Raw genomic sequence first — 26,248 nt, forward strand, 5'->3', positions numbered from 1 at the left:
ACGACACGCTTCACCGACGGCTGGGCGACGGCTGTTCAGGGACGGATGCCGACCGATGGCCGACCCGTCCGATGGCGACTCAGGTCGGAGGTCTGAGGCTGTCGACGTACCCGATCATCACGTCTTGTCTCACGTGTTCCCGCTCGAGTTCGTCCGTGTTCGGAATTCCGCGAACCACTCCGGCATGTAGCCGTTCGTGACGGCACCAGGACCGGCGACCTCGGCGACCCGGGCGCCTTGCAGGATCCGTTTGACCGGCACCTCGAGTTTCTTGCCGGTCAGTGTGCGGGGCAGGGCGGCCACGCGTGCGATCACGTCGGGCACGTGGCGCGGGGAAAGCTGCTGTCTTACGGCCACTGTGATCCGCTCCCGCAGGGCGTCGTCGCTTTCCCCGCAGTCATGGGTCACGACGAAGAGTGGCATGAAGTATCCGCCGTCGGCCTGCTCGACGCCGACGACGAGGCTGTCCGAGATGCCTGGCAGTTGTTCCACCACTGCGTGAGTCCGGCCTCATGGGTGCCCTCCGGTGGGCGTCGCCCCGAGCGGTGCGCTGCGGGAGTCGGACACCAGCATGCGGATCAGTTCTTCGGCCCGGGGCCATTCCCCGTATCCCGACGCCGGGTTGAGGTGGCCGACGGCGCCGAGTTGCACGAGCTGACTGCCCCAGTTCCGGGCCAGTTCGGCGACGCGTCCGGGTGCGCCCAGCGGGTCGTCGGCGCTGGCGGCGAGGATGCTGGCGAAGGGCAGCCGTGCGCGGGGCACGGGGGTCCAGCCGTGCTCCGCCAGTTCGGCAGGGGTGGGGTGGCCGTCCGGCAGCGGTGTTTCGAGGTCCGCCGGCGTGGCGAGCAACGCGCCGCGCACATCGGCGCGGTGGCGGGCGGCCCAGTGCACCGTGGTGATGACTCCGGCGCTGTGGGCGACCAGCAGGACCGGCCGGTCCAGAGGTGCCAGGGTCGCGGCGAGGTTGGCGACCTGGGCATCCAGGCTGATTCGTCTCCCGGCCAACGGTGGGACGGTGCGGACGACTCGTCCGGCCTCGGCGAGACGTCCGGCCAGCACGGTCTGCCAGTGGTCCGCGACGTGGTCGCGCAGTCCGGGGACGATGACCACGGTGGGTTCCACGGTGGGTTCCACGGTGGCGCTCATGAGGGGACCTCCGAGGGGTGCTTGGGCTCCCCCTTCGGGGTGGGGTCGGCCAGGCGGAGGAGGTCGCGTTCGTACCAGTGCCTGCCGACCAGGAAGGCCAGTGCCGCCGCGACCGCGACGAGGGGCACGACGCGCAGGGCGCCCAGCAGACCGAAGCGGTCCGCGAGCGCACCCGTGACCGCGGGGCCGGGGGCCAGCCCGAGCAGGCTGTTGGCCAGGGTGAGGGTGGCGAACGCGGTCGCCGCGATGGAGGCGGGGGTCAGGTTCGCCACCATGGCCGCCGCGGGTCCGGCGGAACCGGCCGACAGCAGGCAGCCGACGGCCAGTGCGAGCAATTGGGCAGGTCCGCTGGGCAGTTGGAAGGCGAGAGTCAGCAGGAGGAGCGCGCCGAGGCTGCAGCCGGCCGCGACGGCCCATTTACGGATGGGGTTGGTGGCGCTGATGCGGTCGGAGGCCACGCCTCCGAAGATCATCCCCAAGCCGATGACCATGGCGAAGGCGCCGGCCGCTCCGCCCGCCTCGCCCGGGGCCATGTGGTAGTAGCGGTTGAAGAAGCTGGGCAGCCAGGACAACAGCGCGCCGGCGATGAACAGTTGCAGTCCGCTGCCGACATAGGCGCTGATGACGGAGACGGACGAGAAGAGGCGGGGCAGGTGAGCGCGCAGCCGCCCGCGCGCTTCCGGGCCGTCGCCGCCGGCGGGCCGTCCGCGGGGCGCCAGTCTGCTCTCCTTGACCACGACCGCGTACACGGCGGCGAGTATCAGGCCGAAGATCCCCATCGCGGCGAACGCCCAGCGCCAGCCGGCCGCCTGTGCGACGGCGCCGCCGACGGTCACGCCCAGCACCGAGCCGAAGGCACCGCCCGCGATGAAGGCACCGGAGAGCGTGGCCCGCAGGGTGACCGGGAAGATGCTGAGGACCACGGCGATGCCCACACTGCCGTACGCCGCCTCGCCGATGCCGACGAAGAGCCGGCCGACGAACATCTCGCCGTAGCTCGCCGATACGGCGCACCCCAGGGTGGCCAGGCTCCACAGCGTGGCGGCCAGCAGCAGACTCCGGACCCTCCCCCACCGGTCGGCCATGAGGGACATGGGGAAGGTGAGCACGCCGACCGCCAGGGCCACGATGCCGCTGAGCGACCCCAGGGCGGCGTCGGACAGCAGCCATTCGGCCTTCAGCATCGGGAAGACGGCGTTGAGGACCTGGCGGGACATGTAGTCGGACAGCAGCAGGCCGATGCCGAGTGCGAAGACCGTCCAGGCATAGCCTTTGGACACGGGCCACTCCGACGCGGACGCTGTCGGGGCCGTGGACTGCGCAGTGGTGTGAAACTCCATCGTCATCACCTCGACTGCTTGAAGGGGAAGGTCAGAACGGTCTGTCGCCGACGATTCCGGCGCGCTCCATCTTGCGGACGGCGGGCCAGTAGTCCTGGACGGCGTAGTGCTGGGTGGAGCGGTTGTCCCAGATGGCCACGCTGTGGGGAGTCCAGCGCCAGCGCACCTGGTACTCGGGGATCCCGGCCTGGCTGATCAGATAGGTGAGCAGCTGGCTCGCGCCGGGCGCGTAGTCCTGGCCGAAACGCACGTTCTCGGGCGTGTGGTAGTTGACGAAGTGCGTCGCGAAGGCGTTGACGAAGAGGATCTTCTCGCCCGTCTCGGGGTGGGTTCGCACGACGGGGTGTTCGGCGTCCGGGAACCTTTCCTTCAGCGCGTGGCGCTGTTCCTCGGGCATGACGGCGCCGAAGGTGGCCTCGATGCTGTGCCGGGCGCGCAGCCCGTCGATCCGGGTCTTGATGTGCTCGGGGAGCCGGCGGTAAGCCTCGGCCATGTTCACCCAGATCGTGTCGCCGCCGACCGGAGGTGATTCGACGCAGCGCAGTACGGCGCCCATCGACGGGTTCACCCGCCAGGTTCCGTCCGTGTGCAGGGCGTTCTCGTAGTGCTCCGGCGGACTGTCCAGCTCCTTGTAGATGCGGACCAGGCCGGGGTGTTCCGGGTCGCTGCCGGCGACGGGGTGGTCCTCCAGCTCGCCGAAGCGCGAGGCGAACGCGACGTGGTCGGCGCGTGTGATGTCCTGGTCCCGCAGGAAGAGGACCTTGTGCCGCAGCAGCAGGTTTTTGATCTCCGCGAAGAGGTCGTCGTCACGGGCCGCGTCGGCGAGGTTCACGCCGGTGAGTTCGGCTCCGATGGAGCAGGTCAGCGGATCGGCCTTCACGGTGGTCCGACGCACGAGCGCCGGGGTCTGCCGCGAGGACGAGAGGGTGTCTGGCATGCGTGCTCACTCCTTGGGGTGGAACGAGGTGCGCCCTCTCACAGGACGAAGACGGAGGACCCGGTGGTCCGGCCGGCTTCCAGGTCGCGGTGCGCCTGCTCCGCGTCCTCGAGGGCGTAGCGCTGATTGATTTCGATCTTGATGCGCCCGGCGGCGACGTGCTCGAACAGCTCGCCGGCCAGCGCGGCGCGCTCGGCGCGGTCGGCGATGTAGTCGGCCAGGGCCGGGCGGGTGACGAACGCCGAGCCCTGCAGAGCGAGTTGCATCGCGTCGATCGGCGGGACGGGGCCTGAGGCGGTGCCGAAGCACACGAGGAGCCCGCGGCGGGCCAGTGAGGCCAGAGAACCCGCGAAGGTGTCCTTGCCCACGCTGTCGAACACGACCGGGACGCCCGCGCCGCCGGTCAGCTCGCGGACCCGGTCGGCCACGTTCTCGTGCCGGTAGCGGATGACGTGCTCGCATCCGTGTGCTCGGGCGATGCCGGCCTTCTCCTCGCTGGACACCGTTCCGATCACACGGATGCCGAGCAGTGCGGCCCACTGGCTCACGATCAGGCCCACTCCGCCCGCCGCGGCGTGCAGCAGCACGGTGTCGCCGGGCTTCAGCGGATGGATCCTGCGCAGCAGATAGGCCGCGGTCAGGCCACGCATGGTCATCGCAGCCGCCGTCTCGCAGCTGATCTCGGGGGGCAGCTTGATCAGGTGCGAGGCGGGCATGACCCGCTCCGTGCTGTAGGCACCGAGCGGACTTCCGGTGTACGTCACCCGGTCGCCCTCGGCGACGTCGGTGACGCCTTCGCCCACCGCCTCCACCACGCCGGCGGCCTCGACGCCGATGCCGTCGGGCAGGCGGACCGGGTAGAGCCCGCTGCGGAAGTAGGTGTCGGCGAAGTTGAGGCCGACGGCCTCGTGCCGGACACGCACCTCGCCGGGGCCGGGATCGCCGACGGTGACCTCCTCCCACTTCAGGACGTCGGGACCACCGGTTTCGTGGAAGCGGACGGCGTGTGCCACAGAGTGCTCCGAAGGATTCGCGGGGGGTGAAGCCCTGCGTGCGGGATCGGCCCTGCACGCCGGGAAGGGGTCAGGCGGTGGCGTCGCGCAGCATGAAGCCGCGCTGTCCCGGGCGGCGGTTGGGTACCATGCCGAGCCGGGCGAGGGTCTCGTCGGCGTCGGCGTAGTACTCGCCGAGCTTGTAGATCCGCTTGGCGTCGGCACCGGTGGCGATCTCACGGCCGAGCGCCTCGGAGATCCTCACCATCTGCTCGACCTGGGCCACGGAGGACATCCGCTCGCCCTTGGCGCGCCAGAGGTTGTCCTCGTTGCCGACGCGCACGTGCTGGCCCAGGGCGATGGCGACGGCGTTCATCGGGGCCACGGCGCGCATGGAGCTCTCGATGGTCAGGACGGCGCCGTCCGGCACACGGCGGATGAACTCGATCAGGTCGGCGGGGTGCCGGCCGGCGAAACCGCCGCCGATGGCCACGTAGTTGAGGATCAGCGGCCCGGTGTAGACGCCCGCGCGGATCAGTCGCTCGACGGTCTCCAGCTGGGCCAGGTGGGCGAGTTGGAAGTGCGGCTGGATGCCGCCGGCGTGCAGGCGCTTGAGGTGCTCCAGGTAGAAATCGGGGCCGGCCTCGACGACCATGTCGCGGTAGGCGCGGTAGTAGTCCGGCTTCGCGATCGACGTGCCCTGAAGGTCGTCGTCGTTCATGATCTCGACGATGTTCATCTGGCTGGTGTTGATCGCGATCGTCACCTGGTCCGGCGCCGGGGTGAGCTCGGCCAGCAGGTGGCGGGTGTCGTAGGCCAGCCACTTGGCGTCGCCGCCCTCCCCCTCCGGGGCGAAGGAGATCGAGCCGCCGATCTGCAGCACCATGTCCGGGACGGCCTCGCGCAGCCGTCCGAGCAGTTCGTTGAACATGGACATCCGCTTGGAGCCCTTGCCGTCGAGCTCGCGGACGTGGATGTGGAGTACCGTCGCGCCGGCGTCGTAGCAGTCCACGGCCGCCTGTACGTGCTCGTCCATGGTCAGGGGCAGGTCGTCCGCGTCCCCGGGAAGCCACTCGGGGCCGTACGGCGCGGCCTGGATCACCAGCTTCTCCTGGTTCTCCGGGAAGAGTGAGTCGTCGTGGAAATGCACGGGGCTTCTCCTTGGCGTAGGGGTGATCACGTCCCGGAGCAGGCGGCGGACGCGACGATTGGCCTGTGACGGCGGAAGTCGGGGCCGACGGCCACAACTGGCCCGGCGCGGGCCGCGGTCCGGAGGGAGTGCCCTCAGGGGAGCTGAAGGGCGCTCCCTCCGGAGGCCGACCGCCTGCGCGGTGGTGCCAAGGTAGGGCGGGCGGCGCGCGGCCGTTTTGCCTGTGGTGACAGGTGACTTGTCGATCGGGGACACACGGCTGGACGGACCGGTGCCACGGCCGGCGCGCGTTCTGCGGACTCAGCTTCCGCCGGGCACCGCCGGCCCGCCCCGGCTCCTGCGCCACTCACGCGGACCGGTGCCGAAGTGCTCGTGGAACCAGCGGGAGAACGCACTCAGCGACGAGAAACCCAGCAGCGTGGACACCTCGGTCAGGGAACGGTTGGGGTTGGCGACGAACTGCTCCGCGAGCGCCGTGCGGGTCGAATGGAGCAGTGAGGAGAACGTCTCTCCGGAGCGGGCCAGATGGCGGTGCACGGTGCGCCGGTCGACGCCGAGGCTGCGTGCGATCTGCTCGATGGAGCAGCGCCCGGTCGGCAGCAGCGCCTCGATGAGGTCGCGCACCCGGTCCACCTCGGATCCTTCTCTGGGGGCCGCGAGGGGCTCGAAGTACCGCCGGGTGTAGCTGCGCAGCTGAGCGTCGGCCATGGCGTTGGGCGCGTCCAGGTCCTCGGCGTAGAAGACGATGCCGTTGAAGTCGCGGTCGAACTCCACCGAGGGCCCGAACAGGCGACGGTGGCCCGCCGTGTCCCGCGGCGCCGGGTGGGCGAAGCAGACCGCCGAGGGGCGCCAGTGCGGGCCGAGGAAGCCGCTCAGCACGCGGTGGAACGCTCCCACGGCGAGTTCGGTGCCCTGCCGGGCCGGCTGCGGTTCGCCGAGCCGGAGATCCACCTTGAGCGTGGCCACCCCGTTGCCCTCCGAGAGCCGTGCGTGCAGGACCTCGTTGTAGGTGTGCTGGTGGCGGATCAGCAGGGCCAAGGCACTGCGGACATCGGGCTCTTCACGGACCAGCAGGCTGATGGGGCCGAGGTTGGAGAAGCGCCGCCGCTCGGTCAGCAGCAGACCGAAGTCCTCCCGCCCGCAGGCGGCGGCCGACAGTTCCAGGAGCCTGACCACCGCCGTGCCGGAGATCCACCGGTCCTGCACGGCCAGGTCCGCGGTGTCCAGCCCGACCCCCTTCATCAGGGCGCGGGGGTCGAGACCGAGGGACCTGCTCAGCTCGACGTAGCCGTTCAGCGCGGCGGTGCGGGCAAGGGGCCTCATGGGCACGCTCCAAGGGCGGTGGGTCCCCAGAAGTTAAGTTTCCCGTCCCCGCCCGTCAAGCAGGGCGGGCGAGTGGTTCGTAGCATCCCCGTTCAACGCGGTCCGTACGGCGGTGCGACCGCGGTGCCGCCCGGCGGTCGCACCGCCGGAAGAAACTGCCCGGCTCACCAGACCTCGCGGAGGCGACCATGGCCGAAGCCCCACGTACGCCGACGGCGCCGACCGCCCCCTTCACAGGCCCCGCCCTGTGGTACGGACCCGACCTGGCGGGCCGCGACGACTGGGTTCTGAGTCTGTCCGCCGGGAACCGTGACGAATGGCGCGGGGCGCTGCACATTGCCCGCGCTCGCGCCGCCACCCTGCTGCGGATGACCACCGCCGACCTCCCTCTGCCCACGTTCGCCGCCGAGCCGAAGCGCACCGCGAGGACCCTGTCCGAGGGGCGGGGCAGAGATGAGCTCCACGGGGGTCTGCACGAAGCGGTTGACCGGCACCAGGAAGACCGCGTCCACGGCGCCCAAGGAGCTGGCGGCGAGGGCACGCCGGTACGCCGTGCCCTGGATGGTGTGCGGTGCTGGACGATGTCGCGGGAACTCCAGGCACGCGGCGTCACCGACGCAGCCGGCTCCTTGCGTACCGGCCGGTCACGACAGCCGCTCCAGCACCGTCGCCATCCCCTGGCCGTCGAGTTGATCAGGGTGCCGGGGATCCGCGCCCCGGTCGTGCCGAACCGGGTGGCCGACCGCGATCGCACCGCCGCAGGCCGTTCTGACGTCGGTGGACGGGCAGCAGCACGTGTGGCACGCGGTCGGCCCCGCTGCCCCGCCCGCCGGAGCCATCGGATCGAGGTTGCGCGGCGAGGCGGATCCGCCCCCGGGTCAGCCGATCGCGTCAGCCGTGATGACCTGCTCCGTCCAGATGATCTTGCCGTTCTTCGTGTACCGAGTGCCCCACCGGCGGGCAATCTGGGCGACGATCAGCAGACCCCGTCCACCCTCGTCGGTGGTCCGCGCGTGACGCAGACGGGGCGAGGTGCTGCTGGCGTCGGAGACCTCGCAGATCAGGCCGCGGTCCCGGATGAGGCGCAGGCAGACCGGTCCGGCCGCATGGCGGATCGCGTTGGTCACCAGTTCACTGACGATGAGTTCCGTGGTGAACGTCAGATCCGGGATGCCCCACTCGGTCAGCTTCCGAGCCGCGAGGTCGCGGGCGTGCGCGACGGCAGCCGGGTCGGTGGGCAGGTCCCAGGAGGCGACGCGGTCCGGGGCCAGGACACGGGTGCGGGCGAGGAGCAGGGCCGCGTCGTCGGCGGGCGGGCCCGTCAACAGGCTCTCGATCACTCGTCGGCCGGTCTCCGCCAGGTTCGGCAGGGGCGCCGCGAGGGCATCGCCCAGCCGGGAGAGCCCGACGTCGATGTCCCGGTCGACGGACTCGATGAGGCCGTCGGTGTAGAGGGCGATGAGACTGCCGTCTTCCAGCTCCGTCTCGATGGACTCGAAGGGGAGGTAGCCGAGACCGAGTGGCGGTCCGGCGGGCAGGTCCAGGATGTCGGCGGCGCCGTCGGGAGCGACGATCATCGGGGGGAGGTGACCGGCCCGGGCCATGGTGCACCGCCTGCTGACCGGGTCGTAGACGGCGTACAGGCAGGTGGCGCCCAGGAACGCGGTGCCCGTCGCCTCGCCCTCGGCCGCCGATGGAGCATCGATGTCGTGCGCCCCCATGAGGCCGATGACCAGGTCGTCCAGGTGGGCCAGCAGTTCGTCCGGGGAGAGGTCGAGGTTGGCGAGCGTGCGTACCGCGACGCGCAGGCGCCCCATGGTCGCCGCCGCGTTGATGCCGTGACCGGCCACGTCCCCGACGACCAGGGCGACACGTGCTCCGGAGAGCGGGATCACGTCGAACCAGTCGCCGCCCACACCACTGGGGACGTCCGCCGGCAGGTACCACGAGGCCACGTCCAGAGCGGAGCCTCCCGTCAGGTCCTGCGGCAACAGGTAGCGCTGCATGGAACGGGCCGCGGTGCGCTCGCGGGTGAACCGGCGTGCGTTGTCGATGCACACCGCCGCGCGGGAGACGAGTTCCTCGGCGAGGCGGACGTCGTCGTCCTCGAAGGGGCCCAGCCGCCGGGACCGGGCGAACGTCGCCACCCCCAGGGTCACGCCGCGCGCCCGCACGGGGACCACCATCACCGAGCGGAAGTCGTGGTCCAGGAACGAGGCGCCCAGCGTCTCGTCCACGGTCACCCACGGACTGTTGGTGCGGTCCAGGACCCGTTCGACCAGTGTCCTGCTCTCGAGCAGACAGCGGGTCACGGGCGTCGCGGGCGCACGCCGGACTGTCTCCCCCACGGCCAGTGACGCCTCGGGGCAGCCCTCGCGGACCGACTGCTGGGCCGCACGCCGGATGGCGGGCGCCATGCCGACCGGCCCAGGTGCCGGCTCCTCGCCCCGCATGACCGAGTCCAGCAGATCGACGGCGACGAAGTCCGCGACGGCCGGCACCCCGGCGTCGGCCAGTTCCTGCGCGGTGCGGGTCACGTCCAGGGTGCTGCCGATACGAGCGGCGGCGTCGTTGAGCAGGGCCAGCCGCTCCTGAGCCCGCCAGCGCTCGGTCACGTCGATGGTCATGTACCAGACGCCGACGTGCCGGTCGTGGCGGTCCTTCATCGCGAAGAAGGAGGCGGAGATCGCGCGGCTCCGGTCGTGCACCGTGTAGCCGGCCCCGCGGTACTCGAAATCCATCACCGGCGCGCCGGTCCGGAGAACCTCGTGCATCTTCTCCTCGAAGGCGTCGGCCTCGGCTTGCGGCAACACCTCCGCCATCCGCCGCCCCAGCCGCCGCTTGAGCGAGATCTGGCGGTCCAGTGGCTCGTTCACCCAGACGTACCGCAGATCCGTGTCGAGGACGGCGATGCCGACCGGCGCGTGACTGAGGAAGGGGGTGAGCATCAGCTGGCTCACCCCGCCGCCCGGCATCCGCCAGAAGGCCCGTTTCGGAGGCCGGCCGACGAACCTGCCGAAGACCAGGGCCGCAAGCGTGGCGACCAGGACGCCCGGAATCATCTCGTAGATGCCCGACCAGAAGGGGCCGTGCAGCGGCTTGACCACCCGCCACAGGAGCACCGTGACTGCGCCGGACACGATCCCGGCCATGGCCCCTGCCCAGGTCATCCGGGGCCAGTAGAGCGAAAGCAGGACGACCGGGCCGAAGGCGGCGCCGAAGCCCGCCCAGGCGTAGCCCACGATGCCCAGCAGCCCGCCGCCCCTGAGCGCGATCAGGGAGGCCACCAGCGTCACGACGACGACGGCGGCGCGGCCCACCCACACCAGGGCCCGGTCCGAGGCGCGCCGGTTGAGGAAGGCGCGGTAGAAGTCCTCCGTGAGGGCGACGGACGACACGAGGAGCTGACTGTCCGCGGTCGAGATGATCGCGGCGAGCACCGCGATCAGCATGACGCCGGCGCCCCACGGACTGAACAGGGTCCGGCTCAGGGTGATGTACACCGTCTGCGGGTCGTGGAGCGGTGTGCCGAACTGCGCGATGCCCAGCAGGCCGACGAAGGTGGCACCGGCCAGCACCACGACCACCCACCCGGTCTCGGTACGGCGGGCCGCGGGGACGGCACCGGTGCTGCGGATGCCCATGAAGCGGGCCAGGATGTGCGGCTGCCCGAAATAGCCGAGGCCCCAGGAGAGCAACGAGACGATCGCGACGGCGCCGAGCGACCCGCCGCCTCCCGACCACCGCCCGTTCACGAAGTCGACCTTGGCACCCATGTCCAAAAGGCTGGGCGTCCTGCTGTCGAGGGAGTCGCGAAGCGCACCGAAGCCGCCGAGCGTCGCGATGCCGACGACGGGGAGCACGAGCAGGGCGAGGAACATCAGCACGGCCTGCATGACGTGCGTCAGGCTCACGGCCAGGAAGCCGCCCAGACACGAGTAGACGACGATCACCAGGGCGGTCAGGGCCACTCCGAGCTTGAACCCGGCCCCGAAGATGTGCCCGAACAGCAGCCCGCCGGCCACCAGCCCACTGGCGACGTAGACGGTGAAGAACACCAGGGTCACCGCTGCAGAGACCATCCGGAGCATCCGTGTGCGGTCCTCGAACCGTTCCTCCAGGTAGGCGGCCAGGCTCACGGCGTTCCCGGCGCGCTCGGTGTAGGTGCGCAGCCTCGGCGCGACGAACAACCAGTTGAGGTACGTACCGAGCACGAGACCGACCGCGATCCAGCCGGCCCCGATACCGGCCGCGTACACCGCTCCGGGGAACGCCAGGAACAGCCAGCCGGACATGTCGCTGGCCCCCGCGGACAGGGCTGCGACGAACGCGGGAAGCCTGCGGCCACCCAGGGCGAAGTCGGCGAAGGTGTGCGTACGGCGGTAGGCCCAGACACCGGTTCCGATCATGACGGCCACGTACACGAGGAACGTGGCCACGATCGGCGCACTCACGTCGGACATACTGCCTCGCCTGCGAGGTTCATGAGCACGGGCGCTCCGTCACTGCGAGGTCGACGAAGACCGCCGTCGCGGCAATCAGGCACGGGAGTCCTCTCCCTTCGGCATGGGCAGCCCGATCAAGAGCAGTGTCACATCGTCGTCATGCGTGGCCATGTCCGGCAGGAGGGTCGTCATCAGCAGGTCTGCGGCCTGGTCGAGGCCCTCCTGATCTGCACGTACTCCTTTCAGCGCCGAGTCGAGCGTGCGGGCGAGGATGCCGATCTGGGTCTCGATGTCCGTGCCGGGCCTTTCGACCAGTCCGTCGGTGTAGACGGCCAGCGTGGTGCCCGGTGGCACCGGGTGGGTCGCCTGCTGGAACGGCACCCCTGCACCACAAGGATCGTTGACGCCCAGCGGTACGCCGACCGGCGTCCGGAGCATTCGGGCTGGCCCGTCGGCAGGCAGGGCGATGACCGGGAGGTGTCCCGCCGAGCAGAGGGTGACCTCGTGGGTGCTCTGGTCCACCACCAGGTAGACGCAGGTGACGAGCTGGTCCGCCAGGTCGGCGACGAACGCGTCGAGCCCGGTCATGAGCCGGCTCGGGGATACGCCTGTACGGGCCAGTGCGTGCGAGGCTGCGCGCATCTGGCCCATGACGGCCGCCGCCTCCAGGCCGCGCCCCATCACGTCCCCCACGACGATGCCGGTGCGGTGCCCGTCCAGCGGAACGATGTCGAACCAGTCGCCGCCCACGCCCGGGTCCTGGACGGACGCCAGATACCGGTGGGCGGCGGGCAGGTGGGGCAGGGAGGACGGCTCACCCATGAGACTGTGCTGCAGGGTGTACGCGATACGCCGATGCTCCTCGTAGCGCTCGGCGCGTTCGGCCTCGACGTGTCTGCGTTCGGTGATGTCCCGCACGGTCAGGAACACCCGTGTCTCCTCTTCCGCCCGGAGACTGCTCACGCTCACTTCCACGGGGAACTCCGCGCCGTCGCTGCGCAGCCCGTACAGGCCGTGGTCCAGGACGATCGGCTTCGGATTCACCTGCCGCAGGTAGGCACGCAGCAGTGCACTGTGCCTACGACGCCGCGGGGCGGCCACCAGGTCGACGACCGGGGTGCCCACGAGGTCGGCCGGCGAACGTCCGAACAACTTCTGCACCTGCGCATTGGCCATGACGATGACGCCGTGGCCGTCCGCGATCAGCAGGGCGTCGGGAGCCGATTCCAGCAGCGCGAGGAAGCGCCGGTCGGCCCGTCGTACTTCGCGCTGGGCCGCGACTCGGTCGGTGATGTCGGTGATCACACCGCATACGGCGTAGGGGGTGCCGGCAGCGGTCTTGAGCGGGAACAGGCTGGTCAGGAAGTCCCGGGCTCCCCCGGGCAGGTCGATCAGCTCCTCCTGCTGGGTGGGAGCGCCCGCGGCGAGCATGGCGAGGTCGGCGGCGCGCGCCTGACGCGCGAGGGCGGGCGGCATGACATCCCGGTCGCGGCGGCCCAGTACCCGTTCGCGGGACAGGCCCAGACTCTCCTCGAAGGTCGTGTTGACCGCCAGGAAGCGACCGTCGAGATCCTTGATGAACATCACCGCGGGCGTGTGGTCCATGAACGCCTGCAGCAGTTCGTTCTGCCGCACCTGCCACTCGGCGCGCGCGTGTGCCAACTCGATACGGCGGCCCACGACCAACGTCGCGAAGATGACCGTGGCGAACACGGCCACGTGCCCGCACACCAGCAGCGCGGTACCCAGCCGTGTTCCGAACAGTGCCGCGTCCTCACCGGCCAGGACGAGCCCACCCAGCAGCGGCGGAACCACCAGGACGGTGGCGAACAACCGGCGCCCCAGCGCTCCCGTGGTGCCCGCGTTCATCAGCAGTCCTGCAGGACCGCGTTCCGGGGTGGCGAGGAAGGCGGCGACACCCAGCAGCACCAGAGCCGTCCCGGTGTACAGGGCCATCCCCTTGTACGCACCGAACCGCTCGAGTTCGGGCACGGCGTACGCGAACCCGTACAGCCGCAGCATTCCCAGGGTGAGGACGGCCAGGCCGGGGATCTGGCTCGTCCATGCGGGCAGACGGGACGTGCTCGCGCACAGGGCCGCGACGCCCCCGACCATCAGTGCCGCAGCTGTGTTCGGTGCCATCCGGCCGGGCACCTCCGACGCCGTCCGGGCGGTGTCGTCCCGGAAGAGCAGTTCATCGATGCCCAGACCCACCCCGGTCACGTACTCCGCGACGGTGAGGCCACCGATCACCACAGCCAGTGCCCCGGCCGCGCGCACCACGGCGGTCACCCACGGGGTGACACGACCGCGCGCCACGAGAAACAGGGAGGCACCCAGTGCCAGCAGAGCCACGGCCGTGTTCGCGGTCATGGCTGCATCGCCACCGGGGGCTCGTCTGAGGACCTCGATGCCGAAGACCCAGCCGGCCAGACCCGACGCCCCCAGCCCAGCGGCCAGCAGGGCGGCACCCTGAGCCACGACGCGGGCAGCATCCAGGGCGGACTGCTGGTACGGCAAGTCCGCGGCCTGCCCTGCTCCGAGTGCGCCAGGCAACTCGGCCGTCTGCTCTTTCGCCACCGAACACTCGCCCATGTGGACAAACAACGAAGTCCGCTCTCATACCCTAAGTAATTTGCACCTCCGGCGCCCTGATCCGAACGTCCCCGTCCGTGCCGTCTTCCCTGATCACCACCACGGTCCCGCGTCGAGCCGGCCCGCACCGCCCGGTCGGGGCGACGAGCCCGTGACAGCGGTGCAGCAGGCTCCGAGGATCCCCTCCGACGCCGGTGTCGCCGTCGATCAGCAGGGCTGTCCGCCGGCCTCTCTCCGCCGGCAGCCGGTCGAGGACCGAATCGGCACGGAGTGAGCCCGCCCCGCCCGGGGGCGGCGGTGACCGCCCGAGGCGTTGCGCCGCCGCTCGGGTAGGGAGGGTGCCCCACGCCACCGCAGCCGTCCCACCGGTCCGCGGACCGTTGGGCCACTCCCGGGCAGTCACCGGCCCGCTGCCCGGCGCCGGGACCCGCTGGGCGGGGCCGAAACCGACGGCCGACCGCCGGTTTCCCCCGGCATCACGTCACCGGTGTTCGGGGTTCTCGTAGTCGCGGCGACAGCCGGCGTCCCAGGCGGTGCGCTGGTTGCCGTAGGCCGGGATGCCGCCCAAGTCCTTCAGCGCCCGGGCCAGGTGCAGCAGGTTCCAGGTCATGAAGGTGGTGTTGCGGTTGGTGAAGTCGTTCTCCGGGCCGCCCGATCCGGGGTCGAGGTACGAGGGTCCGGGCCCCGCCTCGCCGATCCAGCCGGCGTCCGCCTGGGGAGGGATGGTGTAGCCGAGGTGCTGGAGGCTGTAGAGGACGTTCATGGCGCAGTGCTTCACGCCGTCCTCGTTGCCGGTGATCAGACAGCCGCCGACGCGGCCGTAATAGGCGTACTGGCCATGTTCGTTGAGCAGGCTGGAGCAGGCGTAGAGGCGCTCGATCACCTGCTTCGTCACGGAGCTGTTGTCACCCAGCCAGATCGGGCCGGCCAGCACCAGGATGTCGGCCGCCATGACCTGTCGGTACAGCTCGGGCCAGGCGTCCGTCTCCCAGCCGTGCTCCCTCATGTCCGGCCACACACCGGTCGCGATGTCGTGGTCCACTGCTCGTACGACGTCGACGCGCACGCCCTGCGCGTCCATGATGGCGGTGCTCCGGTCGATCAGCCCCTGCGTGTTGCTCGTCTCCGGTGAGCGCTTGAGGGTGCAGTTGATCACCAAGGCACGCAGGTCGTCGTACCGGGCCGGCGGTGCGTCGGTGGTGGGCGACGAAGCGGTCACACGGTCCTCCCGGAGTTCTGCCGCCGCTCTGTGCATGGCGGCTCGTTCTCACTTCGCCAGCGTGCGGTCCGACCGCGGCAGCCGCCATCACAACGCCTCCGAATGGCCACAGCGGTCCACGCCCCGGTCGGCGGCGGACGAGTGGCCCGGGCACGCAGGTGTACCTACGTTCGCCTCATGAGCAGCGAAGGCGCGACCGAGTCGCGGAACACGGCGGCAGCGGACGACGTCGCACACCTGCTGGTGCGCTGTCTGCGAGCCGAAGGCGTCGAGTACGTCTTCGGGATCCCCGGCGAGGAGAACATCCGCTTCGTCGACGCCCTGAGCGGCTCCGGGATCCGGTACGTCCTGGTGCGCCACGAGCAGGCCGCCTCGTTCATGGCGGAGATCTACGGACGGCTGACCGGCAGGGCCGGGGTGTGTTCGGCCACGCTGGGCCCCGGCGCGATCAACCTGCTGCTCGGCAGCGCCGATGCCACGACCAACAGCGCACCGATGGTGGCCCTTGCCGCCCAGGGCTCGCTGCGCCGCACCCACAAGGAGTCGCATCAGGTCATCGACCTGGTGTCGATGTTCGCACCCGTCACCCAGTGGGCGGCCCGCGTGGAGTGTCCTGACGCGGTGCCGGAGATGACACGCAAGGCATTCAAGATCGCGCAGAGCGAGCGCCCCGGCGCCGTGTTCCTGGCCGTGCCCGAGGACATCGAAGCGGAGCGGCCCGGCGGGCAGCCGGCGCCCCTGCAGATCGACACGGTGCACGCCGACGCGCCGTCACTCACGCAGATCGCGCGGGCGGTCGAGGTGCTCACCACGGCACGGCGTCCTGTCGTGCTGGCAGGCCACGGCGCCGCGAGAGCCCGGGCCACGGCCGCCCTCGTGCGGTTCGCCGAACGACTGAACATCCCGGTCGCGACCACCTTCCACGGCAAGGGCGTCTTCCCCGACGACCACCCGAACGCCCTCGGCGCGGTCGGCTTCATGCGCCACGACTACGGCAACTTCGGCTTCGACACCGCCGACGTGGTGATCTGCGTCGGCTACGAGATCCAGGAATTCGACCCCGCCAAGATCAACCCCGACGCCGACAAGCGCATCGTGCACGTGCACCGCTTCCCCTCCGAGGTGGACGCGCATTACCCGGTCGCAGTGGGCATCGAGGGCGACCTGTCACAGGCGTTGGACGCACTCGCTTCGGCACTGCCCGAAGGGTTCACCTACGACTCGGAAAGCAGCGTGAAGATCCGTACGCTGCTCGACGAGGAACTCGCGTACGGGCGTGACAGCGACGCGTTCCCACTGGTGCCCCAGCGTGTGGTGAGCGATGTCCGGACCGCCCTGGACCGCCACGACATCGTGCTCGCCGACACCGGCGCCGGGAAGATGTGGATGTCCCGCCTCTACCCCACCTACGAACCTGACACCTGCCTCGTCTCCAACGGCCTGTCCACCATGGGCTTCGCACTGCCGGGCGCCATCGCCGCCAAACTGGCCCGGCCCGACCGGCGCGTCCTGGCGATGATGGGCGACGGCTCCTTCCTGATGAACTCCCAGGAAATCGAGACCGCCGTCCGCGAACACATCCCCCTGATCGTCCTCGTCCTGGTGGACGAGGAATACGGGCTGATCACGTGGAAGATGGAGCTCGAACTCGGCCGCCACAGCCACACCCGCTTCACCAACCCGGACCTGGTCGCCTACGCCGAGAGCTTCGGCGCACGCGGTTACCGGGTCGAGTCCGCCGACCAACTGCTGCCCACCTTGCGCCGCGCCCTCGAGGACGAAGGAGTCTCCGTGATCGCCTGCCCCGTCGACTACTCCGAGAACCTGCGCCTGACCGACCGACTCGGCAGCCTCGGCGGTCCGTTCTGAAGGGAAGCCGACGCTGACAGCCAGGCGGCGGATCGCAGCAGGTCTCGGCCTCGATCCAGGTGATCCCCACCGCACCACTGCTCCCGGACGCGGCCTCGGGGGTGTGACACTGGAAGAGCAGGACGAGCCCCTTGACACGCGAAGGGAGTCCGACATGAGGCAGACCGGGTCGAGGCCGTCGGATCTTCTCCAGGTGTGGCAGGCCGCCGTTCGCGGAATCCGCCGGTTGCCGGGGGCCGAGCGGGTGAGTCAGGTCGCCGACGGTGCACTGGAACGGATCGGAGTCGTCTCTCCCCGCAGCCGCCGGATGGCCGTCTACGCCGGAGCCGGAGTCCTCGGCGCGGCCGGGGTGGTCGAATGGCCGGTCGCTCTCACCGGTGCGGCCGTCGCCTGGCTCACGCAGGCGCACCCCGTTCCAGGAGCGCAACAGGAGACGGCACGAGCCCGAGGGCACCAGGGCGGACGGGCCGACACCCGGCGCAGCGATGCACGGTCCACTCCGGCAACCGGTGGCTCCGGCCCCGGTCCGGCCTCCGACGCCGCGTCGCGGTACGACGCCGGCGGAAGGCTGGCGCCGGGGCACTCGCACCATGACCGCCCGGAGCGCCACGTGCACGAGCAGCCCGCGAAGGTCGGTGACCCTGCCACTGCCTCGGCGCTCAAGAAGGTCGCGGAAGCCTCAGCACACCACGGCACACCCACGTGAGGACACCGAGTACCGGCGGCACCGGCGGCCGCGCCGCGTGCCGGTATCGCACGGGTGCCCCGGGAGGAACCCGGGGCACCCGTCCCGCCGCGGCAGCCGCTTGCCGTGTACCGCGGCGACGCCTTCCGGCTGCAGTGGTCAAGGCAGCCGCCGACCTGGTGATCTCGGTGTGGCTGCCTTGCCGCCGGTGGCGCGGTAACCACACTGACCTGTCAGGGCCCGCCGCCGCGGCTGCTCGGCCGACGCGTCAGATCTTCGTAAGGAGTGACGCGGCCACCGAGTGAGGCCGGCGCAGCACGGCCAGGGGCTGCCGTCTGCGATTCGGATTGCGTGGGGAATCGGCACCCGAGCGGAAAGGCCGACCCTTCTGCCACGTCTGTCATGCGGGGTGCTCTGCGTGTTTCATAGAGGTGTGGCCTGCGGTGCGCGACCATACGGACGCGGCGCAGCGCAATTCCCGGCCGGTGGGCGCCATGGCGCGCTGATGGTGTGGGTCGACGTGCTCGGCACCAGCGAAGCTGGCGATGTCAGGAGCGGCAGCCGGCAGAAGGAACACCGATACAGGAAGAAGGACGGGCATGTCCGGCAGTGAAAGCGAGAATCCGGTAATCCCTTCACCGACGCCCACGCCGACTCGGCGGCCCAGGACGAACCGGGACTGGTGGCCGAATCAGCTGGACCTTCAGGTTCTCCATCAGCACTCGCCCCGGTCCAACCCGATGGACGAGGACTTCGACTACGCGGAAGAGTTCGCGACCCTCGACGTCGACGCGCTGAAGCGTGACGTCTTCGAGGTGATGACGACATCCCAGGACTGGTGGCCTGCCGACTACGGTCACTACGGGCCGCTCTTCATCCGGATGAGCTGGCATGCCGCGGGGACGTACCGCATCGAGGACGGCCGCGGCGGTGGCGGCAGCGGCGCACAGCGCTTCGCCCCCCTCAACAGCTGGCCGGACAACGCGAGCCTGGACAAGGCGCGCCGTCTGCTCTGGCCGGTCAAACAGAAGTACGGCCGGAAAATCTCATGGGCCGATCTTCTGGTGTTCGCCGGAAACTGCGCCATGGAATCCATGGGATTCAAGACGTTCGGGTTCGGTTTCGGGCGAGAGGACATCTGGGAACCCGAGGAGATCTTCTGGGGACCCGAGGACACGTGGCTCGGAGATGAGCGCTACAGCGGAGACAGGGATCTCGCCGGTCCCTTCGCCGCCGTGCAGATGGGACTGATCTACGTCAATCCGGAGGGGCCCAACGGAAACCCCGACCCGTTGGCCGCCGCCCGCGACGTCCGGGAGACGTTCGGGCGCATGGCGATGAACGACGAGGAGACGGTCGCACTCATCGTCGGCGGCCACACCTTCGGCAAGTGTCATGGCGCGGTCGAACCCAGTTACATCGGCCCGGAACCCGAGGCCGCCGCCATCGAGCAGCAGGGCCTCGGCTGGCGGAACACCTACGGCAGCGGCGTGGGCCCCCACGCGCTCACCAGCGGTCTGGAGGGCGCATGGACCACCGCGCCGACCACGTGGGACAACGGGTACCTGGACAATCTCTACGGGTACGAGTGGGAGCTGACGAGCAGCCCCGCCGGCGCCCACCAGTGGACTCCCACGGATCCCGCGGCCAGGAACACCGTGCCCGACGCCCATGATCCGTCGAAGCGGCACGCCCCCATGATGCTGACGACGGACCTCGCGCTGAAGGTGGACCCGGTCTACGGCCCGATCACGAAGCGGTTCCACGAGAACCCGGACGAGCTCGCGGTGGCGTTCGCCAAGGCGTGGTACAAACTGCTGCACCGCGACATGGGGCCCCTCTCGCGTTACCTCGGCCCGTGGATTCCCGAGCCGCAGCTGTGGCAGGACCCCGTTCCCGCCGTCGATCACGAACTGGTCGGGGACGAGGACATCGCCGCCCTCAAGGACCGGATCCTCGCCTCGGGCCTCTCCCTCTCCCAGCTGGTCACCACCGCCTGGGCGTCGGCGGCGAGCTTCCGCGGCACGGACAAGCGCGGCGGGGCGAACGGAGCACGGATCCGGCTCGCGCCGCAGAAGGACTGGGAGCTCAACGACCTCCCCGAGGTGACCGAGGTACTGCGTACGCTCGAGCGGATCCAGGAGGACTTCAACGTCTCCCGGAGCGGCGGAACGCGGGTCTCCCTCGCCGACCTGATCGTCCTCGGCGGGTGCGCGGCCGTCGAGCGGGCCGCGAGGAACGCCGGGTACGACGTCACGGTTCCGTTCGCGCCGGGGCGTACGGATGCCTCGCAGGAACAGACCGACGCGGCGTCGTTCGCCGTGCTGGAGCCGAAGGCGGATGCCTTCCGCAACTACCTTCCGGAGGGCGAGAAGCTGTCGCCGGAGACCCTGATGCTGGACCGCGCCAACCTGCTGACGCTGACCGCTCCCGAGATGACGGTGCTGATCGGCGGCATGCGGGCCCTGAACACCGGCTTCAAGGGGTCCCCCCACGGTGTCTTCACCGACCGGCCGGGAAGCTTGACCAACGACTTCTTCGTCAACCTGCTCGACATGGGCACGGAGTGGAAGGCGTCGGCCACGGACGAGAACGTGTTCGAAGGCCGGGATCGCGCCACCGGCGAGGTCAAGTGGACCGCCACCGCCGTCGACCTGGTCTTCGGTGCGAACTCCCAGTTGCGAGCCGTCTCGGAGGTCTACGGGGCCCGGGATGCGGGAGACAAGTTCATTCGTGACTTCGTGGCAGCGTGGAACAAGGTGATGAATCTCGACCGGTTCGACCTCGCCTGAGCCCGACGCCCCGGTCGGCCCTCGCCGGGCCGGCCGGGGCGTGGCCGAGCCGGCGTCGGCGAAGTGCAGTCGGCGAGCCTTTTGCAGGTGTCGGCCACCGTCCGGCGAGTGGTGTGGAAAACCCTCCGGAAATCTGCCTGCCAGGTTTATTGTGCGAGCCGTCTGAGATATTCTGTTCAATGCCATGATCTGGGAAATACTGGTCCTGGGTTTCGTACTCAGTCTCGACAATTTCCGAGTATCGATCGCGCTCGGCACGGTCCCATTCGGTTTGAAGCGTGCGGTGCAGGTCGCGCTGACCTTCGGATTGTGGGACGCGATTATGCCCCTGGTCGGGCTGTTGATCGGTCACCAGATCGGGGAGTCCATCGGGGACGTCGCCGATGTGGTGGGAGCGGCCGTGCTCGGCGGGTACGGTCTCTACCTCGTCATCTCGTCCCTCCGGAACCCCGAGCCGGAGGAGTTGGACCACCCGTGGGCGTTGTTCGGCATCCCGTTGACGCTGAGTCTGGACAACTTGTTCGCCGGGGCGAGCCTGGGGGTTCTCGGGCTCTCGCCGTGGTTCTCGGCCGCCGCCTTCGGCACCATGACGGCAGTGCTGTCGCTGGTCGGGCTGCAGCTCGGGCGGGCCGCGGCACGCCTCGTCCGGATCCGCTCGGACCTGCTGAGCGGAGTCACCCTGATCATCGCCGCTGCGGCGCTGCCGTTGTGGTTCGGCGACTGACCCGCTCCACCGGGCGGCCGTCCGGGCAGGTCATGACCGGGCGACAGGCGGCGGACCGGCTCGGTGCGGGCGGGGAACCAGCGGAGGTCCGTCGTCCCGCGAGCCGGCGTCGGCGGCCTCGACCGCCCGGGTGACCAGGTGGTGGTCGGGCGACAGGTGACACACCGGGTCGGTGCGGGCGGCGTCGCCGGTGAGCAGGAACGCCTGGCAGCGGCACCCGCCGAAGTCCACCTCCCGCCGGGGGCAGCTACGGCAGGGTTCCGGCATCCAGTCGGTCCCGCGGAACGCGGTCATCACCGGGGCTTCGGCCCAGATCCGCGCCAGCGGGTCCTCCCGCACGCTGGCCCGCGGCAACGGCAGGGACTGGGCGGCCGGGCAGGGCAGGACGTCGCCGTTGGGCGTCACGGTCAGCTGCCGGGAGGCCCAGCCACCCATGCAGGGCTTCGGGTAGCGGCTGTAGTAGTCGGGGATGACGTAGATGATGTCCACACGGTCCCGCAACCGCTCGCGGGCGGCCCGTACCACGGCCTCGGCCGCCTCGAGCTGGGCCCGGCTCGGCAGGAGTGCGGCTCGGTTCCGCCAGGCCCAGCCGTAGTACTGGGTGTTGGCCAGCTCCACCCGGTCGGCGCCCACCTCCTCCGCCAGGGCGAGCACAGCGGCGACGCGGTCGATGTTGTGCCGGTGCAGCACCACGTTCATGGTGAGCGGCCAGCCCAGCTCCTTGACCACGCCCATCGCCTCGATCTTGCGCCGGAAGGACGGGATCCCGGCGATCCGGTCGGACACGGCCGGTTCGTCGGCCTGGATGCTGATCTGCACGTGATCCAGGCCGGCGGCCCGCAGCTGCTCGGCCCTCGGTCGCGAGAACCCGAGGGCGCTGGTGATGAGGTTGGTGTAGAGGCCCAGGGCGTGGGCGTGCGCCACGAGCTCCACCAGGTCGCGCCGCAGCAGCGGTTCCCCGCCGGACAGGTGGCACTGCAGAACTCCCAGGTCCTCGGCCTCGGTCAGCACCCGCAGCCACTCGTCGGTGGTCAGCTCGTCCTGGTAGCCGGCCAGGTTCAGGGGGTTGGAGCAGTACGGGCAGGCCAGCGGGCAGCGGTAGGTGAGTTCGGCGAGCAGTCCGAACGGGCTATCCATCGGTGAGCTCCACCCAGCGCCGGGCGACGAGCCGGGCCAGGAACTGCCGGACCTCGTCGTCGGGGACGGTCTCATAGCGCGCGCCCAGTTCGGCCACGATCTCGGCCACGGTGTGCCGCCCGTCGCACAGCTCGAGGATGGCCGCGCCGCTGCCGTTCAGCACCACCACCGTCTCGGGGTGCAGCAGGACCTTGCGCTGCCTGGTCCGGCAGAAGGTCAGCCGGACATGGGCCGCCAACCGGGGCCGGTCCGAGCCGGACACCCCGACGCCGGGCCGGGTCGCGCTTCTGGTCTGGGTCGTACCGGTAGGGGTCGGGTCCATGGTGGTCACTCCGGATAGGCCTGGTCGACGGCGTCCATCAGGCTCCACAGGACGTCGCACTTGAACGACAGCGCGTCGACGGCGCGCGCCTGGGACTCGGCGGAGAGGCAGTGCGCGGTGACCACCTCGAGGGCGTGCTCGCAGTCACGCGGGGCCTGTTCCACGCGGGCGCGGAAGTAGGCAAGGCCCTCGGGGGCGATCCACGGGTACCACCGCTCGAACGCGGCGAGCCGCGCCGCCATCAGGTCGGGCGCGAACAGCTCGGTGAGCGAGGAGGCCACCGCCTCCACCCACGGGCGGGTCCGGGCGAAGTTCAGGTAGGCGTCGACGGCGAACCGCACCCCGGGTACCAGGTGCCGGTGATCCAGGACCTCCTCGCGGGTCAGCCCGGCGGCCTCGCCGAGGCGCAGCCACGCCTCGATGCCGCCCTCACCGGCGGCCGTGCCGTCGTGCTCGAGGATCCGTCGGATCCAGCGGCGGCGGACCTCGGGGTCGGGGCAGTTGGAGAGGATCGCGGCGTCCTTGCGGGGGATGTTCTCCTGGTAGTAGAAGCGGTTGGCCACCCAGCCCCGGATCTGCCGGCGGCTCAGCCGGCCGGCGTTCATCCGGACGTGGAACGGGTGCTGGTCGTGGTACAGCCGCGAGTGGGCCCGCAACGTCTCGACGAAGGCGTCGGTGCCGGTTGTCGTGGTCGTCGTCGTCACGGCTCTACACCTGGACCTCGAGGCCGTCCATGGCCACTTCCATGCCGCTCTCCTCCACGGTACGCCGCTCGGGCGCGTCCTCCAGGAGGACCGGGTTGGTGTTGTTCATGTGCACGAAGACGGTCCGCCGCACGCCCAGCGACGGGAGCTGCGCCAGGCTGCCGTCCGGGCCGTCGATGGGCAGGTGGCCCATCTCCCGTGCCGTCCTGCCGGCCAGGCCGAGCCGTACGAGCTCGTCGTCGTGCCAGCAGGTCCCGTCGATCAGCAGGCATGCGCAGCCCTCGATCTCCCCGCGCACTGCCGCCGTCAGCGCCTGCACCGCCGGCAGGTACACCAGCGTTCCCCCGCTGCGCTCGTCGGTCAGCCGGTAGCCCACGACGCGGCCGTGGTCCGCCCCGGCTCCGAACCGGTCGCGTTTGGTGGTGGGTACGTCGAACGCCCGGCAGGACAGGCCGTCCGCCAGGGCGAGACATGTACCGGGGATCACTGCCCGCCACTCGACCGGGCAGTAACGTTCGAGCGTGCGCAGAATCCCCGAGCCGTCGGACAGGGTCTTGCGCACCGCCGGTGTGGCGTACAGCCGCAGGGCACGGGCCTCGCGCAGCAGGAGCAGGCCCAGCGTGTGGTCCAGTTCGGCGTCGGTGAGCAGCACCGCCTCCAGCGGCGTCGTCCGGTCGTCGTGCGGGTGCAGGCCGGGGAAGGCCTCGAACTGGGCACGGAGGTCGGGCGAGGCGTTGATGAGGAACCACCGGCGGCGGTCGGCGCTGACCGCCACCGACGACTGGGTGCGCGCGAGGCCGGCCCGGGAGCGGACCGCGACGCACACCGGGCAGCCGCAGTTCCACTGCGGTGAGCCGCCCCCCGCCGCCGAGCCCAGCACGCGCAGCAACACGTCGGCACTCCGTTCGTCGTTCGATCCCGGTTCGCCGCCGGACCGGCCGTCCGTGGCCGTCCCGAGCCGTCGGGCGGCGCCGGACCTGGTCCGGCGCCGCCCGCATCCGCTAGTCCTCCAACCGAGCGAGGTACATGGTCACCTCGGCCGCGACTGCGATCTCGTCGAACTCGGGCGTCTCCCACACAGCGAGCTGAGACTCCATGGATTCACCTCCTCTCCGCCGGGATCACGGCAGGCTCCGGTCACGCGCTACGACGGTTCCGGGAGGGCGAAGACGATCAGGGCGCTCCCGTGCCCCGCGCCGAGCATGCCGGGGAGGAATCCCTCGGCCCATCCGCCCCAGCCGACCGGCACGGCCACGTACTGCCTGCCGTCGACCATGTAGGTGGTCGGACTGCTGTGGTGGCCGCTTCCGCACTGGAACTGCCACAACAGCTCCCCGGTGCGGGCGTCGAGCGCGTTGAACTCCCCGGAGGCCTCGCCGGCGAACACCAGGTCACCGCCGGTGGCCAGCGTCGAGGCGCACATCGGGAGTTCGTTGCGCCAGCGCCACTTCTCCTCGCCGCCCGCGTCGAACGCGCTGATGGACCCCGCCATGTCCTCGATGTCCACCTGAACGCCCGCGCCCCAGTAGGGGATGCTCTCCTTGAACTCCCGGCGCCGCCGGGTGGCCGTGGCACCGGTGTCCTGGACGGGGACGTAGAACAGCTCGGTCTTCGGGCTGTAGGCCGCATGGGTCCATTCCTTGGCGCCGGCCGGACCCGGGTAGAAGTGGACCGGTTCTCCTTCCTTGTCCGGGTACACCTTGGCCGTCACCTGGCCGTCCCTCGTGATGGCCCCCCAGGTGATGCGGTCCACGAAGGGGGTGATCTGGACCCGGGCGCCGTTCGTGCGGTCGAGGACGAAGAAGTAGCCGTTCTTGTCGAAGTGCCCGAGCAGTTTGCGCCCGTCCTGCTCGAACAGGATGCACTCGCCGATGCTGTCGTAGTCCCACAGGTCGTGCGGGGTGCACTGGTAGTGCCAGCGGATCTGACCGCTGTCCACGTCGACGGCGATGATGCTGTCGGTGAAGAGGTTGTCGCCCTCGCGGACCGCTCCGTCGAAGTCGGGCGCCGGGTTGCCGGTGCCGACGTACAGCAGGTTCGTCTCCGGGTCGAAGGTGCCGGTGATCCAGCAGTTCGCCCCGCCCCGTGCCCAGGCCTCGCCGTCGGCGGGCCAGGTCTCCGAGCCGGGCTCCCCGGGCTTCGGCACGGTGTAGCAGCGCCACTGGTGCTCGCCGGTCTCGAGGTCGAACGCGTCGAGGTGACCGCGTACGCCGAACTCGCCGCCGGAACTCCCGACGACGACCATGTTCTTCACGACCAGCGGGGCGACCGTGGCGCTCTCACCGGCCCGGACGTCTCCGTAGGTCTTGTCCCAGACCCGCTTGCCGGTGGTGGCGTCGAGCGCGATGACGCGCGCGTTCGCCGTGACGAAGAAGACCTTCCCCTGCGCCACGGCGACCCCGCGGTTCACGTTCCCGCAGCACAAGGACACGTCGAAGGGGACCGCATGCTTGTACCGCCAGATCTCCACACCCGTCTTCGCGTCGAGGGCCCAGACCCAGCCGTCCCAGCCGGAGAGGAACATGACCCCGTCGACGACGATCGGGGCGGCCTCGAACGAGTAGGTCGACGCGCCCGCGATCAGGCCGGTCGTGCCGGCCTGGAAGACCCATGCGGGGACCATGCGCTTGACGTTCTCCGTGTTGATCTGGTCCAGCGGGCTGTACCGCTGCCCGTTGTAGGCGCCGTAGTAGGTGAGCCAGTTCTGGGGTTCCTCGCGGGCATTGAGGATGCGCTCGTAGTCGACGCCGGCCACTACCGGCGGCGCGACGTCCCCGCCCGCGACCTTGCCGCTCAGGAGTCCCTGATCGACAGCCTCACCGGCGTCGACGTAGTCGGCGTAGTCGACGGTCATTTCCTCCACCTCCT

The 26,248-nt window shown here is 70.3% G+C and carries 19 protein-coding genes; 3 read left to right on the top strand and 16 right to left on the bottom strand.

Annotated features, from left to right (window positions below):
- Positions 1-129: 129 nt before the first annotated feature.
- The 10 genes from ACIHEJ_RS02035 to ACIHEJ_RS02080 all read right to left on the bottom strand — a co-directional run bounded on the left by ACIHEJ_RS02035 (position 130) and on the right by ACIHEJ_RS02080 (position 15,147).
- Positions 130-495, bottom strand: coding sequence for a hypothetical protein (locus tag ACIHEJ_RS02035; RefSeq protein ID WP_400131310.1), 366 nt, complete (start codon positions 493-495; stop codon positions 130-132).
- A 15-nt stretch (positions 496-510) separates the two neighbouring features.
- Positions 511-1,146 (bottom strand): RBBP9/YdeN family alpha/beta hydrolase, encoded by a 636-nt coding sequence (locus tag ACIHEJ_RS02040; RefSeq protein WP_400131311.1) that lies wholly within the window; start codon positions 1,144-1,146, stop codon positions 511-513.
- Entirely contained in the window at positions 1,143-2,426 is a 1,284-nt protein-coding gene (locus ACIHEJ_RS02045) for an MFS transporter (protein ID WP_400131312.1), read from the bottom strand. Before ACIHEJ_RS02045 ends, ACIHEJ_RS02040 begins: the two co-directional genes overlap by 4 nt.
- A gap of 91 nt (positions 2,427-2,517) precedes the next feature.
- A complete protein-coding gene (locus ACIHEJ_RS02050) occupies positions 2,518-3,423 on the bottom strand; it encodes a TauD/TfdA dioxygenase family protein (RefSeq protein ID WP_400131313.1) in 906 nt (301 codons plus the stop codon).
- A 38-nt stretch (positions 3,424-3,461) separates the two neighbouring features.
- Positions 3,462-4,436, bottom strand: coding sequence for a quinone oxidoreductase family protein (locus ACIHEJ_RS02055; RefSeq protein ID WP_400131314.1), 975 nt, complete (start codon positions 4,434-4,436; stop codon positions 3,462-3,464).
- A gap of 70 nt (positions 4,437-4,506) precedes the next feature.
- Entirely contained in the window at positions 4,507-5,565 is a 1,059-nt protein-coding gene (locus ACIHEJ_RS02060; protein ID WP_400131315.1) for a 3-keto-5-aminohexanoate cleavage protein, read from the bottom strand.
- A gap of 300 nt (positions 5,566-5,865) precedes the next feature.
- On the bottom strand, positions 5,866-6,888 hold the full coding sequence (locus tag ACIHEJ_RS02065) for an AraC family transcriptional regulator ligand-binding domain-containing protein (protein WP_400131316.1): 1,023 nt from the start codon (positions 6,886-6,888) through the stop codon (positions 5,866-5,868).
- Between the two features lie 878 nt (positions 6,889-7,766).
- On the bottom strand, positions 7,767-11,351 hold the full coding sequence (gene putP, locus ACIHEJ_RS02070; RefSeq protein WP_400131317.1) for a sodium/proline symporter PutP: 3,585 nt from the start codon (positions 11,349-11,351) through the stop codon (positions 7,767-7,769).
- A gap of 75 nt (positions 11,352-11,426) precedes the next feature.
- Positions 11,427-13,853, bottom strand: coding sequence for a SpoIIE family protein phosphatase (locus ACIHEJ_RS02075; protein WP_400131318.1), 2,427 nt, complete (start codon positions 13,851-13,853; stop codon positions 11,427-11,429).
- 556 nt (positions 13,854-14,409) lie between these two features.
- Positions 14,410-15,147, bottom strand: coding sequence for a flavodoxin family protein (locus tag ACIHEJ_RS02080; RefSeq protein ID WP_400131319.1), 738 nt, complete (start codon positions 15,145-15,147; stop codon positions 14,410-14,412).
- 177 nt (positions 15,148-15,324) lie between these two features.
- Between ACIHEJ_RS02080 and ACIHEJ_RS02085 the strand changes: the two genes are divergently transcribed.
- The 3 genes from ACIHEJ_RS02085 (at position 15,325) to ACIHEJ_RS02095 (ending at position 21,217) form a co-directional block, all read left to right on the top strand.
- A complete protein-coding gene (locus ACIHEJ_RS02085; protein WP_400131320.1) occupies positions 15,325-17,016 on the top strand; it encodes an acetolactate synthase large subunit in 1,692 nt (563 codons plus the stop codon).
- A gap of 1,284 nt (positions 17,017-18,300) precedes the next feature.
- Positions 18,301-20,493: a catalase/peroxidase HPI gene (gene katG, locus ACIHEJ_RS02090; protein ID WP_400131321.1), complete on the top strand. Its 2,193-nt coding sequence runs from the start codon at positions 18,301-18,303 to the stop codon at positions 20,491-20,493.
- 184 nt (positions 20,494-20,677) lie between these two features.
- Complete coding sequence (locus ACIHEJ_RS02095) at positions 20,678-21,217, top strand: manganese efflux pump MntP family protein (protein ID WP_400131322.1); 540 nt, start codon at positions 20,678-20,680, stop codon at positions 21,215-21,217.
- Positions 21,218-21,247: 30 nt separating this feature from the next.
- Here ACIHEJ_RS02095 and pqqE read toward each other — a convergent pair whose 3' ends face one another.
- The 6 genes from pqqE to ACIHEJ_RS02125 form a co-directional block, all read right to left on the bottom strand.
- On the bottom strand, positions 21,248-22,354 hold the full coding sequence (pqqE, locus tag ACIHEJ_RS02100) for a pyrroloquinoline quinone biosynthesis protein PqqE (protein ID WP_400131323.1): 1,107 nt from the start codon (positions 22,352-22,354) through the stop codon (positions 21,248-21,250).
- Positions 22,347-22,676, bottom strand: coding sequence for a pyrroloquinoline quinone biosynthesis peptide chaperone PqqD (gene pqqD, locus ACIHEJ_RS02105; RefSeq protein ID WP_400131324.1), 330 nt, complete (start codon positions 22,674-22,676; stop codon positions 22,347-22,349). The genes pqqE and pqqD overlap by 8 nt, the downstream gene beginning before the upstream one ends.
- Positions 22,677-22,681: 5 nt before the next feature.
- Positions 22,682-23,380 (bottom strand): pyrroloquinoline-quinone synthase PqqC, encoded by a 699-nt coding sequence (gene pqqC, locus ACIHEJ_RS02110; protein ID WP_400131325.1) that lies wholly within the window; start codon positions 23,378-23,380, stop codon positions 22,682-22,684.
- A gap of 4 nt (positions 23,381-23,384) precedes the next feature.
- A complete protein-coding gene (pqqB, locus tag ACIHEJ_RS02115; RefSeq protein ID WP_400131326.1) occupies positions 23,385-24,272 on the bottom strand; it encodes a pyrroloquinoline quinone biosynthesis protein PqqB in 888 nt (295 codons plus the stop codon).
- Positions 24,273-24,381: 109 nt separating this feature from the next.
- Entirely contained in the window at positions 24,382-24,477 is a 96-nt protein-coding gene (gene pqqA / locus ACIHEJ_RS02120; protein WP_100829469.1) for a pyrroloquinoline quinone precursor peptide PqqA, read from the bottom strand.
- 47 nt (positions 24,478-24,524) lie between these two features.
- Positions 24,525-26,234, bottom strand: a complete 1,710-nt coding sequence (locus tag ACIHEJ_RS02125; protein WP_400131327.1) for a PQQ-dependent dehydrogenase, methanol/ethanol family — start codon at positions 26,232-26,234, stop codon at positions 24,525-24,527.
- Positions 26,235-26,248 lie beyond the last annotated feature (14 nt).

It is taken from the genome of Streptomyces sp. NPDC052301, assembly GCF_044593395.1.
Taxonomy (GTDB): Bacteria; Actinomycetota; Actinomycetes; order Streptomycetales; family Streptomycetaceae; genus Streptomyces.